The sequence below is a fragment of the Streptomyces sp. NPDC045287 genome (assembly GCF_056432325.1).
In genome coordinates this window covers 1-14268 of sequence record NZ_JBWKJG010000004.1, presented here as the reverse complement: position 1 = coordinate 14268, position 14268 = coordinate 1, and the positions used below count along the sequence as shown (strand labels likewise).

General features: G+C 74.3%; 12 protein-coding genes and 1 pseudogene. 10 read left to right on the top strand and 3 right to left on the bottom strand.

Annotation, left to right across the window (positions count from 1 at the left end; genetic code table 11):
- Positions 1-264: 264 nt before the first annotated feature.
- From ureA to AC07D6_RS08350, 7 genes are all read left to right on the top strand, one after another.
- Entirely contained in the window at positions 265-990 is a 726-nt protein-coding gene (gene ureA / locus AC07D6_RS08380; protein ID WP_315875489.1) for an urease subunit gamma, read from the top strand.
- Positions 990-2672: an urease subunit alpha gene (locus AC07D6_RS08375; RefSeq protein ID WP_315875488.1), complete on the top strand. Its 1683-nt coding sequence runs from the start codon at positions 990-992 to the stop codon at positions 2670-2672. Before ureA ends, AC07D6_RS08375 begins: the two co-directional genes overlap by 1 nt.
- A gap of 11 nt (positions 2673-2683) precedes the next feature.
- On the top strand, positions 2684-3697 hold the full coding sequence (locus AC07D6_RS08370) for an agmatine deiminase family protein (RefSeq protein WP_479042997.1): 1014 nt from the start codon (positions 2684-2686) through the stop codon (positions 3695-3697).
- Between the two features lie 45 nt (positions 3698-3742).
- Positions 3743-4258, top strand: a complete 516-nt coding sequence (locus AC07D6_RS08365) for a hypothetical protein (protein WP_315875486.1) — start codon at positions 3743-3745, stop codon at positions 4256-4258.
- Positions 4259-4329: 71 nt separating this feature from the next.
- The gene (locus AC07D6_RS08360; RefSeq protein ID WP_315875867.1) at positions 4330-4878 is read left to right on the top strand and encodes a TetR/AcrR family transcriptional regulator; all 549 of its coding nucleotides are present in this window, start codon (positions 4330-4332) and stop codon (positions 4876-4878) included.
- A 339-nt stretch (positions 4879-5217) separates the two neighbouring features.
- On the top strand, positions 5218-6825 hold the full coding sequence (cimA, locus tag AC07D6_RS08355; RefSeq protein WP_479042996.1) for a citramalate synthase: 1608 nt from the start codon (positions 5218-5220) through the stop codon (positions 6823-6825).
- Between the two features lie 47 nt (positions 6826-6872).
- Positions 6873-8219, top strand: coding sequence for a hypothetical protein (locus AC07D6_RS08350; protein WP_479042994.1), 1347 nt, complete (start codon positions 6873-6875; stop codon positions 8217-8219).
- A gap of 40 nt (positions 8220-8259) precedes the next feature.
- Here the strand turns inward: AC07D6_RS08350 and AC07D6_RS08345 are convergent, their stop codons facing one another.
- On the bottom strand, positions 8260-8742 hold the full coding sequence (locus AC07D6_RS08345) for a hypothetical protein (protein ID WP_479042992.1): 483 nt from the start codon (positions 8740-8742) through the stop codon (positions 8260-8262).
- 109 nt (positions 8743-8851) lie between these two features.
- Positions 8852-9460, bottom strand: a complete 609-nt coding sequence (locus tag AC07D6_RS08340; RefSeq protein WP_479042991.1) for a YceI family protein — start codon at positions 9458-9460, stop codon at positions 8852-8854.
- 152 nt (positions 9461-9612) lie between these two features.
- Here AC07D6_RS08340 and AC07D6_RS08335 point away from each other — a divergent pair, with 152 nt between their 5' ends.
- The 3 genes from AC07D6_RS08335 to AC07D6_RS08325 all read left to right on the top strand — a co-directional run bounded on the left by AC07D6_RS08335 (position 9613) and on the right by AC07D6_RS08325 (position 13951).
- Positions 9613-11952: a polysaccharide lyase 8 family protein gene (locus tag AC07D6_RS08335; RefSeq protein WP_479042990.1), complete on the top strand. Its 2340-nt coding sequence runs from the start codon at positions 9613-9615 to the stop codon at positions 11950-11952.
- A gap of 184 nt (positions 11953-12136) precedes the next feature.
- Positions 12137-13720: an acyl-CoA carboxylase subunit beta gene (locus tag AC07D6_RS08330; RefSeq protein ID WP_479042989.1), complete on the top strand. Its 1584-nt coding sequence runs from the start codon at positions 12137-12139 to the stop codon at positions 13718-13720.
- Positions 13721-13732: 12 nt separating this feature from the next.
- The gene (locus tag AC07D6_RS08325; RefSeq protein WP_479042987.1) at positions 13733-13951 is read left to right on the top strand and encodes an acyl-CoA carboxylase epsilon subunit; all 219 of its coding nucleotides are present in this window, start codon (positions 13733-13735) and stop codon (positions 13949-13951) included.
- Positions 13952-14112: 161 nt separating this feature from the next.
- Here AC07D6_RS08325 and AC07D6_RS08320 read toward each other — a convergent pair.
- Positions 14113-14268: pseudogene (locus tag AC07D6_RS08320) on the bottom strand (ATP-binding protein); the annotation flags it as partial.

Genomic DNA, 14268 nt, shown 5'->3' with positions numbered 1-14268 from the left:
TCGCCGCGCGCCGCGCCGTCTCCCGCCTCGCACCGCCCTGCGCTGCCCCGCCTCGTGCCTCGCGTCACCCTCGCGTCATGCCCCGCGCCGTCCCAGCGTCCCGCCCCGCGCCGCCTCTCTCCGCGACCGCATGCGCTTCCGATCACCCTTAGAGCGCTGCTCCAATCAGAAGATCGCCGCGAAACCTGCCGTTTTCTTTTCTCGTGGCAGCCGTTTAGAGTGATGCTCTAAATCTTGTCGTACACGCCAGGAGGTGCGAGGGACGTGCGCCTGACCCCCACCGAACGCGACCGGCTGCTGCTCTTCGGGGCCGCCGAACTCGCCCGGGCCCGCCGCGCCCGTGGACTGCGGCTCAACGTCCCCGAGGCCACGGCGCTCATCGCCGACACCGTCTGCGAGGCCGCCCGCGACGGCCGGCGCCTCGCGGAGGCCGTCGCGGCGGCCCGCGCGGTCCTCGGCCCGGACGACGTGCTGCCCGGGGTCGCCGACGTGGTCACCGAGGTCCACGTGGAGGCGGTCTTCGACGACGGCTCCCGCCTGGCCGTCGTCACCGACCCGATCGGCGGCCCCTCCGCGGGCCCGGACGCGCCCGGCGCGCTGCTGCCGGGCCCCGGCTACCGGGAGCCGGCCGCGCGGACGACGCTCACCGTGCGCAACACCGCGGCCGTGCCGATCAGCGTCACCTCGCACTTCCACTTCTTCGAGGCCAACCCGCGCCTGCGGTTCGACCGCGCGGCGGCGTACGGGATGCGGCTGTGCGTCCCGGCCGGCTCGTCGGTGCGGTTCGACCCGGGCGGCGAGGCCGAGGTGGGGCTCGTCCCCATCGGCGGCGATCGGGTCGCGATCGGGTTCGCCGGCCTGGTCGACGGGCCGCTGGACGCGCCCGGCGCGAAGGAGGAGGCCCTGCGCAGGGCGGTCGCCTGCGGCTACCTCGGCGCCGACCCCGCACGGGACCGCGAGCCCGGCACCGGAGTGGAGGAGAACGCCTGATGGACCCCTACGAGTACGCCTCCGTGCACGGCCCCCGCGCCGGCGACCGCGTCCGCCTGGGCGACTCCGGGCTGACCGTACGGGTCGAGTCCGACTCCCAGGAGCCCGGCGACGAGTTCCTGGCCGGCTTCGGCAAGACCGCCCGCGACGGGCTGCACCTGAAGGCCGCCGCCGTCCGCGAGACCTGCGACCTCGTCATCAGCAACGTCCTGGTCATCGACGCCGTGCAGGGCATCCGCAAGGTGTCGATCGGCATCCGCGAGGGCCGGATCCACGCCATCGGCCGGGCGGGCAACCCCGACACCCTCGACGGGGTCGACGTCGTCGTCGGGACCGGCACGTCCATCGTCTCCGGCGAGGGCCTGATCGCCACCGCCGGCGCCGTCGACACCCACGTCCACCTGCTGTCGCCCCGCATCATGGAGGCGTCGCTGGCCTCCGGCGTGACCACGATCATCGGCCAGGAGTTCGGCCCGGTCTGGGGCGTCGGCGTCAACTCGCCGTGGGCCCTGCGCCACGCCTTCGGCGCCTTCGACGCCTGGCCCGTCAACATCGGCTTCCTCGCCCGCGGGTCGTCGTCCGACGCCGCCCCGCTGGTGGAGGCCCTGGCCGAGGGCGGCGCCTCCGGCTTCAAGGTCCACGAGGACATGGGCGCCCACACCCGCGCCCTCGACACCGCCCTGCGGGTCGCCGAGGAGCACGACGTGCAGGTCGCCCTGCACAGCGACGGACTCAACGAGTGCCTGTCCGTGGAGGACACCCTCAAGGTCCTGGAAGGCCGGACGATCCACGCCTTCCACATCGAGGGCTGCGGCGGCGGCCACGTCCCCAACGTCCTGAAGATGGCGGGCGTCCCCAACGTCATCGGCTCCTCCACCAACCCCACCCTGCCCTTCGGGCGGGACGCGGTCGCCGAGCACTACGGGATGATCGTCTCCGTCCACGACCTGAAGACCGACCTGCCCGGCGACGCCGCCATGGCCCGCGACCGCATCCGGGCCGGGACGATGGGCGCGGAGGACGTCCTGCACGACCTCGGCGCGATCGGCATCACGTCGTCGGACGCGCAGGGCATGGGGAGGGCCGGCGAGACCGTGCGCCGGACCTTCGCCATGGCCGGCAAGATGAAGGCCGAGCTGGGCCCGCTCGACGGCGACGGCGACGGCGACGACAACGCCCGCGTCCTGCGGTACGTCGCCAAGCTCACCATCAACCCGGCCATCGCCCACGGCCTCGCCCACGAGGTCGGCTCGATCGAGATCGGCAAGCTCGCCGACATCGTGCTGTGGCGGCCCGAGTTCTTCGGCGCCAAGCCGCAGCTCGTCCTGAAGTCCGGCTTCCCCGCGTACGGGGTCGTGGGCGACCCGAACGCCGCCACCGACACGTGCGAACCGCTCGTGCTGGGCCCGCAGTTCGGCGCGCACGGCGCGACGGCCGCGGACATCTCCGTCGCGTTCGTCTCCGGTGCGGCGGCCCAGCTCGGCGCCGACCTGATGCCCACCCGCCGCCGGCGCGTCGCCGTGCGCGGCACCCGCGGGATCGGCCCCGGCGACCTGCGCCTCAACTCCCGCATCGGAGAGGTCGCCGTGGACGCCCGCACGGGCCTGGTCACGCTGGACGGCGAACCGGTCCGCTCGGAGCCCGCCGACTCCGTGTCCCTCAACCGCCTCTACTTCCTCTGAGGACCACCCCCATGAGCTTCCGCATGCCCGCCGAGTGGGCGCCCCACGAGCGCACCTGGATGGCGTGGCCCACCGCCAACCCCACCTTCGCCACCCCGGAGGAACTGGCCGCGGCCCGGACGGCCTGGGCGGACGTCGCCCGCGCCGTGCGCCGCTTCGAACCGGTGACCATGGTGGTGGCCCCCGGCGACGCCGGTTCGGCCCGCGCCCTCCTCGGCGACGGCGTCGACCTGGTGGAGCGGGACCTGGACGACGCCTGGATGCGGGACATCGGCCCGACGTTCGTCACCGACGGCACCCGGCTCGCCGCCGTCGACTGGGTGTTCAACGGGTGGGGCGCCGCCGACTGGGCCCGCTGGGAGCACGACGCGAAGATCGCCCGCCACGTCGCGGACCTCGCCGGGGCGCCCGTGCAGAGCAGCCCCCTCGTCAACGAGGGCGGCGCGATCCACGTCGATGGCGAGGGCACGGTCCTCCTCACCGACACGGTCCAGCTCGGCCCCGAACGCAACCCCGGCTGGACCCGCGCCCAGGTCGAGGCGGAGGTCCACGCGAGGCTCGGCACCACCAAGGCGATCTGGCTGCCCCGCGGGCTGACCGCCGACTACGGCACGTACGGCACGCGCGGCCACGTCGACATCGTCGCCGCCTTCGCCCGTCCCGGCGTCGTCGTCGTCCACACCCAGCCCGATCCGGCCCACCCCGACCACGAGCCGTGCAAGGAGAACGCCGCCCTCCTCCGCTCCCAGACCGACGCCCGCGGGCGCGCCCTGGAGGTCGTCGAGGTCCCGGCGCCCACCGTCCTCCAGGAGGACGGCGAGTGGGTCGACTACTCGTACATCAACCACTACCTCTGCAACGGCGGCGTCGTCCTGTGCGCCTTCGACGACCCCCGCGACGAACTCGCGGCCGGCGTCTTCCGTCGCCTCTTCCCCGACCGCACGGTCACCCTCGTCGACGCCCGCCCCGTCTTCGCGAACGGCGGCGGCATCCACTGCATCACCCAACAGCAGCCGAAGGTCTGAGAAAACCGCTGGTCACGCCATGGGCGCGGCTGTCACCCTGCGCCCATGGCCGACCCCACGCCGCACCCCGACCACCGGATCACCCGCATCTACGTCCTGTCCGAGGACGCCTGGCACCTCGAACTCGACCACCGCGACACCCGCTGCCTGATCACCGCGATCGTCCCCGACGAGGACCCGGCGCGGGAGCCGTCGTTCTGCCTCGCCGCACCCGCCGGGGACCACCACGTGCCCCACGCGGTGATGCGCTGGTTCATGGACGAGGTGGCCGAGGAGATCCGGCGGGTCCGCGGCTGGACCGAACTGCCGCCCGCCGCCGTCGACACGGTGGTGGCCCTGCGCGAGGTGGTCGCCGACGGCTGGGACGACGAGGACGGCCCGGCGCTGCTCGCCCTGCTCTCCGGCGTCCTGCCCGCCGACCAGGTGGCCGCCGTCGTCCTGGAGGTCCTGAGCGCCGACACGACCGCCCTGGCCGGCCGCCCGCCTGCCCCCGGCGCGGTCGCCGCGCTCCGGGAGCGGATGGCCGGGGCCGGCTGGAGATCGGGTACAACGGACGGGTGAACGACGTCAAAGCCCGCGCCGCCCGGCGCCGCAACACCGCGCCGCCCCGTGAGGAGGTGCTCGCCGCCGCCATGGCGACCATCGCCGAGCGGGGGCTGGAGGGCCTCACCATGGCCGGGCTCGGCCGGGAGGTCGGCATGAGCAGCGGCCACCTCCTCTATTACTTCCGCACCAAGGACGAGCTGCTCCTGCGGACCCTGGAGTGGAGCGAGGGCCGCCTCGGCGCGCAGCGCAGCGCCCTGCTGTCGCGGCAGGACCTCCCGGTCGCCGGCCGCCTCACCGCGTACGTCGAGCTGTACGTCCCCGGCGGGCCCCGCGACCCGCACTGGACGCTCTGGCTGGAGGTGTGGAACCGCTCGCAGGGCGCCGACGCCTCGGCGCGCGACCGGCAGGCGGCCATCGAGGGGGCCTGGCACCGCGATCTCGTCGCGCTCATCGCCGAGGGCATCTCGCGCGGCGAACTGCGCCGGGTCGACCCCGACCGGTACGCGGCCCGGCTGCGCGCCCTGCTCGACGGGTTCAGCGTCCACGTCGCCGTGGGCATCCCGGGCACCGGCCGCGACCAGGTGCTCGCCCACGTGCGCGAGCACATCGAGGAGACGCTGCTCCGGAGGGCTTGACCGCATCGTGAGACCCCTGCCCAGGAAGCGGCCCTCCTGTGGCACACTGCCCCCGTGCTCGCGAACCCGATGATTATCGGCAGCGGCGCGCCGGTCCGCAGTGACCGCTGAGCCCGACGGCAACCCCGTCGCGGCGGCGGACACCGTGTCCCAGACCCGCGCGCAGACCTCTCGCACCCGCGAGGGGTCTTTTCGTTTTCCGGGCCCCACCCGAGGGCCCGCGGCGAGCGCGCGACAATGGGGCGGGCGGAACCGGCCATTCCCCGTCCGGGCCCCGCCCCGCGGGCCGGCGCGGGCGGGAACCCCACCGGAGCCACATCCGACAGGAGCAGGACAGCCATGACCACGGATCAGCCCGTCGACGACGGCTTCCACGTCTTCGACACGACACTGCGCGACGGCGCCCAGCGCGAGGGCATCAACCTCACCGTCGCCGACAAGCTGACCATCGCCCGGCACCTGGACGACTTCGGTGTGGGCTTCATCGAGGGCGGCTGGCCCGGCGCCAACCCGCGCGACACGGAGTTCTTCGCCCGCGCGCTCGCCGAGATCGACTTCAAGCACGCCCAGCTCGTCGCCTTCGGCGCCACCCGCCGCGCCGGCATCCAGGCCGCCGACGACCCGCAGGTCAAGGCGCTCCTCGACTCCGGCGCCCCGGTGATCACGCTGGTCGCCAAGTCCCACGACCGCCACGTCGAGCTGGCGCTGCGCACCACGCTCGACGAGAACCTCGCCATGATCCGCGACACCGTCGCCCACCTTCGCGAGCAGGGCCGCCGCGTCTTCGTCGACTGCGAGCACTTCTTCGACGGCTACCGGGCGAACCCCGAGTACGCCAAGGCCGTCGTCCGCGCCGCCCACGAGGCGGGCGCCGACGTGGTCGTCCTGTGCGACACCAACGGCGGCATGCTCCCGCCGCAGGTGCGGGACGTCGTCGCCGCCGTCCTCGCCGACACCGGCGCCCGCCTCGGCATCCACGCCCAGGACGACACCGGCTGCGCCGTCGCCAACACCCTCGCGGCCGTCGACGGCGGCGCCACCCACGTCCAGTGCACCGCCAACGGCTACGGCGAGCGCGTCGGCAACGCGAACCTCTTCCCCGTGGTCGCGGCCCTGGAGCTGAAGTACGGCCGCCGCGTCCTGCCCGAGGGCTCCCTGGCGGAGATGACGCGGATCTCCCACGCCATCGCGGAGGTCGTCAACCTCACCCCCTCCACCCACCAGCCGTACGTCGGCGTCTCCGCCTTCGCCCACAAGGCGGGCCTCCACGCCTCCGCGATCAAGGTCGACCCGGACCTGTACCAGCACATCGACCCCGAGCACGTCGGCAACACGATGCGCATGCTGGTCTCCGACATGGCCGGCCGCGCGTCGGTCGAGCTCAAGGGCAAGGAACTGGGCATCGACCTGGGCGACGACCGCGAGCTGGTCGGCCGCGTCGTCGACCGCGTCAAGGACCGGGAGCTGCGCGGCTACACGTACGAGGCGGCGGACGCGTCGTTCGAGCTCCTCCTCCGCGAGGAGGTCGAGGGCCGCCCCCTGCGCTTCTTCCGCACGGAGTCGTGGCGGGCCATCGTCGAGGACCGCCCCGACGGCACCCACGCCAACGAGGCGACGGTGAAGGTGTGGGCGGCCGGCGAGCGCATCGTCGCCACGGCGGAGGGCAACGGTCCGGTGAACGCCCTGGACCGGGCGCTGCTGGCGGCCCTGGAGCGGATCCACCCGCAGATGGCCAAGTTCGAGCTGGTCGACTACAAGGTGCGCATCCTGGAGGGCCGCCACGGCACCGAGTCCACGACCCGCGTCCTGATCACGACCAGCGACGGCGACGCCGAGTGGTCGACGGTCGGCGTCGGCGAGAACGTGATCGCGGCGTCGTGGCAGGCGCTGGTGGACGCGTACACGTACGGCCTGCTGAGGGCGGGCGTGGAGCCGACGGAGAAGTAGCGCCACCGGAGGGCTCAAATCCCCCCATATGGGGTAGCTTCGATGGTATGAGGAGAAACCCCCTCTCCCTCGTGTCGGCCGTGGCGGGCCTGGTGCTCCTGCTCCTCCTGGCCCTGGCCCCCGCTGCGGCCGGCAAGGCGTCGGACGGGGTGCGGGAGGCCGCCGCCGCGCTCCGGCAGGGCCCCGTCTACGTGCACCCGGCGGCGGCCGGCGAACTGCCGCCGCCCGAGGCCGAGGCGTTGGAGCGCAAGATCCTCGACGCGGACAAGCCCCTGATGGTGGCCGTCCTGCCGGACACGGACGCGTTCCCGGAGGAGACCCTCCTGCGCGACCTGCGCACCCTCACGGGCGTGACCGGCGTGTACGCCGTCCGCCTGGGCGACGCCTTCGACGCGGGTGCCGACCGGGCGGTGCTCTCCCCCCGGGCGGTGGACAACCTCGTGTCGGCGGTCCGCCAGCCCGGCGTGGACGCGGCGACGGAGCTGAACGCCTTCGTCGACCAGGCCCTGCCGCAGACGCGCGGCTCGGCGCCGTCCTCCTGGGCGGGCGTGCCAACCGACGGCGCGCCGGTCGGCGGTCTGGTGACCATCGGCGTACTGCTCGCGGCGATGGCGGCGGGCGTGTCGCTGATGACCGTCCGCAGCCGCAACCGCAGCCGGTCCGAGGAGCGCGAGGCCCTGGAGAAGCTCCGCGTCGTCGTCGACGAGGACATCACCGCGTACGGCGAGGAACTGGACCGCCTGGACTTCCACCCGGCGGACCCGACCGCCGACGACGCGATGCGCCGCGACTACGAACGCGCCCTGGACGCGTACGACGAGGCGAAGCAGCTCATGGCCGGGGCCCGCCACCCCCATGACGTCCGGGGCGTGACCGAGGCCCTCGCGGACGGCCGCCACGCGCTGGCCGTCCTCTCCGCCCGCCGCGAGGGCCGCCCGCTTCCCGAGCGGCGGGCACCCTGCTTCTTCGACCCCCGCCACGGCCCCTCGGTGGCGGACGTGTCCTGGACCCCGCACGGCGGCACCCCCCGCGACGTACCGGTCTGCGCGGCGGACGAGGCCCGCGTCCGGGCGGGCCAGGACCCGGCGGCCCGCCAGGTCACCACCGAGTGGGGTCCCCGCCCGTACTGGGAGGCGGGACCGGTGTACGGCCCCTGGGCGGGCGGCTACTACGGCGGCGCGCTCCTGCCCGGCCTCCTGATCGGCACGATGCTCGGCAGCACCCTCGCGACCCCCGCGTACGCGGGCGAGTACGGCGGCGAGGGCTACGACTCCTTCGCAGGCGGCGACTTCTCCGGCGGCGACTACGACGCCTCGGACTTCGGCGGCGACTTCGGCGGGGGAGGCGGATTCGGCGGCGGCGGGGGAGGCGGCGACTTCGGCGGCGGGTTCTGACCCCTCCCCGCCCGCGGCACGGCCGGAGAGGGGGACGCCGTCAGGCGACGGGGACGCGGGGAGCCCGCTCCCCGGAGGCCCGGGGCTGCGGGCCCGCCCTGCGCAGGCGGCGTTCCAGGGGGTGCTCCACGCAGTGGTACGCGGCGGCTGCCAGCGCCAGACTCACGGCGATCACCAGGAGCCAGAGGAGGGCCGTGGCCACCAGGCCCTCCGGGCGCCCGTGCACGCCGACCCACACGCGGATCACGATCTCGTGGACCAGGTACCAGGCGAACGACCAGTGCCCCAGCCGAATCGCCCACCGCCCGCCCAGACCGGTTCGGCGCCCTTCGCGGTCCGCGTGCGCGGCGGCGGCGACCAGGAGGGCGAAGAGGGGGGTGGAGAGCAACTGCGACGCCTGGTACGGGCTGTACCAAAGAGCGTCCGGCACCGCCCGCGACCAGGGGACCAGCGCCAGGTGCCAGACGGCGACCAGCGTGACGGCCGCGCCCAGGGAGACCGGCGGCCGCCAGCCGCGCGCCACGGCGAGCCCGGCCGCGCACGCCGCGACCGCGACGGCCCAGCGCCCGCCCCGGCCGCCGGTCGGCGGTGGGCGGGCGCTGTGTGGGGGAGCCCGGAGAAGCGGGCGGGGGTCACGCCGTGCGGATCGCGGAGATCTCGAACGTCAGCTTGATCTTGTCGCTGACCAGCACGCCGCCCGTCTCCAGCGCCGCGTTCCAGGTCAGGCCCCAGTCGGAGCGCAGGATCTCGGCCTTGCCCTCGAAGCCGACGCGCTCGTTGCCGAACGGGTCCTTCGCGGCGCCGTTGAACTCCAGGTCGATGGCGACCGGGCGGGTCACGCCCTTGATCGTCAGGTCGCCGGTGACGCGGTAGTCCGTGCCGCCCAGCGCCTCCGCGGAGGTGGAGCGGAACGTCATCTCCGGGAACTGCTCGGCGTCGAAGAAGTCGGCGCCGCGCAGGTGCCCGTCGCGGTCGGCGCTGCCGGTGTCGACGGAGGCCATCCGGATGTCGAGCGAGGCGGAGGAGGCCGACGGGTCCGCGCCGTCGAGGACCAGGGTGCCGTCGTAGTCGGTGAAGGCGCCGCGGACGTTCGTGACCATCGCGTGGCGCGCGGTGAAGCCGATCGTGCTGTGCGCGGCGTCGATCGTGTACGTGCCGGTCAGCGCGGCCAGCGACGGGTCGACGGCCGGGGCGGTGGGGGTGGCGGTCCGCGTGCCGGTGTTGCGGTTGAACAGGCCCATGACGTGCTCCTTCGAGAAGATTCGTGCCTTCGTTGAAGATTGAACTATCTCGACCATAGCCCCATTCCGTTCAATCTTCAACAACTTCTTCCGGGGCGTCCCCCTCCGCGTGGCTCGCCCTCCCCGCGCCCCCTCGCCGCCACAATCCGACCGTGCCCGCCCGCTCCCGCCGCGCCTTCCTCGCCGCCGCCACCGCGGCCGCCACCGCCCTCCCGGTCCCCGCCCTCGCCGCCGCCGGCGGCGACCCCCGGACCCTCGCCTGCGACGCCCTCCGCCTCCGCTGGCTCACCCTCCAGCTCGGCACCGGCTACGACCCCGCCGCCGAGCCCTACGCCACCCGCCTCGCCGCGACCGGCGCCCTCGCCGCCCGCCACCGGGCCACCATGGCCCCCGCCGCCGGCTCCCTCTGGCCCGCCGACCCCTTCGACCCGCCCGCCGGCATCACCCGCTCGTACCGCCGCCTCTGGACCATGGCCCAGGCGTACGTCCAGCCCGGCACCGGCCGCACCGGCGACCCCGCCCTCCTCGACGCCGTCCGCACCGGCCTCGACCACCTCGCCGCCCGCGTCTACCACCCCGCCACCACCCCCTACGGCAACTGGTGGGAATGGCAGATCGGCGTCCCCCACCTCCTCCTCGACACGGTCGCCGCCCTCCACGACCACCTGACACCCGGTCACATCGACGCCGCGTGCGCCGCCGTCGACCACTTCGTCCCGGACACCGCCCTCCTCGACTACTCCGGCACCTCCACCGGCGCCAACCGCGTCGACCTGTGCCGCTCCGTCGCCCTGCGCGGCGTCCTCGGCCGCCGCCCCGACAGGCTGGCCCTCGCCCGCGACGCGCTGTCACCCGTCTTCCCCCACGTGACCCGTGGCGACGGGCTGTACGAGGACGGCAGCTTCGTCCAGCACGGCGCGGTCCCGTACACCGGCACGTACGGCCAGGTCCTCCTCGACGGCCTCGCCCGCCTCTTCGCGCTCCTCGCCGGCTCCCCCTGGGAGGTCACCGACCCGGCCCGGCACACCGTCCTCGACGCCGTCGAGCGCGCGTACGCCCCCCTCCTGCGCAACGGCCTGATGATGGACGCCGTCAACGGCCGCGCCATCAGCCGCGGCGTCCTGCGCGGCGACCCCGGCGTCCTGCGCGGCGACCACTACCACGGCCACGGCGTCATCGCCGCGATCGCCCTCCTCGCGGACGGCGCCGCCCCCGCCCGGCGCGAGCGCTGGCACTCCCTCGTCAAGGGCTGGATCGCGCGCGACACGGTCAGCCCCGTCCTGACCGCCCCGCGCTTCGGCGTCGCGGACCTCGCCCGGCTCCACGCCGTCGCCGCCTCGCCCGTGCCCGCCGCCCCCGAACCCACCGGCCACACCCTGTTCGCCGCCATGGACCGGGCCGTCCACCGCCGCCCCGGCTGGGCCGCCTGCGTCGCCATGGCCTCCGACCGCATCGCCCACTACGAGTGCGGCAACGGCGAGAACCCGCGCGGCTGGCACACCGGGGCCGGCATGCTCTCCTGGTGGGGGCCCGGCCCCGGCACCGCCGGCGACGGCCAGTACACCGACTGGTTCTGGCCCACCGTCGACCTCTACCGGCTCCCCGGCACCACCGTCTCCACCCGGCGCCTGCGCGACCGGGAAGGCGGCGAATGGGGCGCCCCCCGGCCGGACGTCCGCTGGGTCGGAGGGGTGACGGACGGCGAGTACGCCGCGATCGGCCAGCACCTGCGCGGCCTCGGCTCCACCCTGGAGGCCCGCAAGTCCTGGTTCTGCGCCGCCGACGCCGTCATCTGCCTCGGCGCGGGCATCACCTGCGCCGACGGCGTCCCCGTCGAGACCGTCGTCGACAACCGCAACCTCGGCGAGGCCGGCGACGCCCGGTTCACCACCGGCCCCGGCTGGGCCCACCTCGAAGGCCACGGCGGCTGGGTCCTGCCCCCCGGACCCGCCCGCCTGCGCACCCTGCGCGAGGACCGCGCCGGCGCCTGGCGCGACATCAACACCGCCTCCAGCGCCGAGCGCCGCACCCGCCGCTACCAGACCCTCTGGCTCGACCACGGCACCGACCCCGCCGACACGGTGTACGCCTATCTGGTGATGCCCGGCGCCACCCGCCGCGCCGTCGCCGCCCGCGCCGCCGACCCGCACTGGCTGGAGGTCCTCGACAACACCGCCGCCCGCCAGGCCGTCCGCGTCCGCGCCCTGGGCCTCACCTTCGCCACCTTCTGGCGGCCCGGCACCACCGGCCCCCTCACCACCACCGCCCCGGCCGCCGTCCTCGTGCGGCGGCACGGCCGCACCGCCACCCTCCACGTCGGCGAGCCGCCCCGCACCGGCCGCCCCCTGGAGATCACCTGGCACCGCCCGGTCCGCCGGGTCCTCACGCACGACCCGTCCGTCCGGGTACTCTCCACCGGGCCCGCCCTACGGCTGCGGATCGCCCCCGGCACCGCCTGCGCCGCGCACCGCTGCGAGGCGCTCCTCGCCTGATCCGACGGCCCCCAGCCCGTACCACCGCCAGGGCGTTGTGGGAAACCCACAAGACGACAGGGCCGAATGCTGGTACTTCGCCTGCCCCCCGACCCGGTTCTGTTCAGGGCGCACAGCAGAACAGTCCGGAGACTGTACGGAGTCAACGGCGGGATTTGCTCGGTCGGCTCCGTAGGGTCAGTACATGACCGTTGTGGACGAAAACCAGGGAGAGCCCGCCGACGCCCGCGGACGGGTGGCCGAGCTGCTCGCCCTGCGCGAGGAGGCCCGGCGCGGCCCGAGTGAGCGCGCCACCGAGGCGCAGCACGCCAAGGGCAAGCTGACCGCCCGCGAGCGCATCGAACTCCTGCTGGACGAGGGGTCGTTCCGGGAGGTCGAGCAGTTGCGCCGGCACCGGGCGACCGGATTCGGCCTGGAGGCCAAGAAGCCCTACACCGACGGTGTCATCACCGGGTGGGGCACGGTCGACGGCCGTACGGTCTTCGTCTACGCGCACGACTTCCGGATCTTCGGCGGCGCCCTCGGCGAGGCCCACGCCACCAAGATCCACAAGATCATGGACATGGCCATCGCGGCCGGCGCCCCGCTCGTGTCGCTGAACGACGGCGCCGGCGCCCGCATCCAGGAGGGCGTCTCCGCCCTCGCCGGGTACGGCGGCATCTTCCAGCGCAACACCAAGGCGTCCGGGGTCATCCCGCAGATCTCCGTGATGCTCGGCCCCTGCGCCGGCGGTGCGGCCTACAGCCCCGCCCTCACGGACTTCGTCTTCATGGTCCGCGACACCTCGCAGATGTTCATCACCGGCCCCGACGTCGTCAAGGCCGTCACCGGTGAGGAGATCACGCAGAACGGGCTCGGCGGCGCCGACGTCCACGCCGAGACCTCCGGCGTCGCGCACTTCGCGTACGACGACGAGGAGACCTGCATCGCCGAGGTCCGCTACCTCCTGTCGATGCTCCCGCAGAACAACCGCGAGACCCCGCCGGTCCACCCCAGCGACGACCCCGCCGACCGGCGCGGCGACGTCCTGCTGGACCTCGTGCCCGCCGACGGCAACCGGCCGTACGACATGCACAAGGTCATCGAGGAGATCGTCGACGACGGCGACTACCTGGAGGTCCACGAGCGCTGGGCCCGCAACATCGTCTGCGCCCTCGCCCGCCTCGACGGCCAGGTCGTCGGCATCGTCGCGAACCAGCCGCAGACCCTCGCCGGCGTCCTGGACATCGAGGCGTCCGAGAAGGCCGCCCGCTTCGTCCAGATGTGCGACGCGTTCAACATCCCGATCATCACGTTCCTCGACGTGCCCGGCTTCCTGCCCGGCGTCGACCAGGAGCACGGCGGCATCATCCGCCACGGCGCCAAGCTGCTGTACGCGTACTGCAACGCCACCGTGCCGCGCATTTCGCTGATCCTGCGCAAGGCGTACGGCGGCGCGTACATCGTCATGGACTCCCAGTCCATCGGTGCCGACCTCACCTACGCCTGGCCGACCAACGAGATCGCCGTCATGGGCGCCGAGGGCGCCGCCAACGTCATCTTCCGCCGGCAGATCGCCGACGCCGAGGACCCCGAGGCCATGCGCGCCCGCATGGTCAAGGAGTACAAGGCCGAGCTGATGCACCCGTACTACGCCGCGGAGCGCGGCCTGGTCGACGACGTCATCGACCCGGCCGAGACCCGCGAGGTGCTCATCCGGTCCCTCGCCATGCTCCGCACCAAGCACGCCGACCTGCCGTCCCGCAAGCACGGCAACCCGCCGCAGTAACGAGGAGAACCCGTGACCACGCCCCTGGCAGACGCCTCCCTCCTCCGGGTCGAGAAGGGCCACGCCGCCCCCGAGGAACTCGCCGCCCTCACCGCCGTCCTCCTGGCCCGCGCGGGCGCCCGCACCGCCGCGGCGGAGGCCGCCCCGGCGCACCGCGCCCGCACCACGGTCGGCTGGCGCCGCCCGCAGTGGCAGTCCGGCTTCCGGGCGCCGCACTCCTGGCAGGGCTGACACCCCGCCGCCCGTACGTGCCGAAGGGCCCCGCACCCGTGACGGGTGCGGGGCCCTTCGGCGTGGGCGCGGGGCGCGCGGCACCGCCGCGGACGAACGGCGGGGGCCCGCCGCACCGACGACCGGTGCGGCGGGCCCCGCGAGGAGAACCGTGGGACGTGCTACCGCAGTCGTGCCATGAGGGCGTGTTCGACGAGGGTGATGAGGGCGCTTTTGGCGTCCGCGCGGTGGCGGGCGTCGGTGGTGATGATGGGGGTGTCGGGGCCGATCTGGAGTGCTTCGCGTACTTCGTCGGGGGTGTAGGGCTGGTGTCCGTC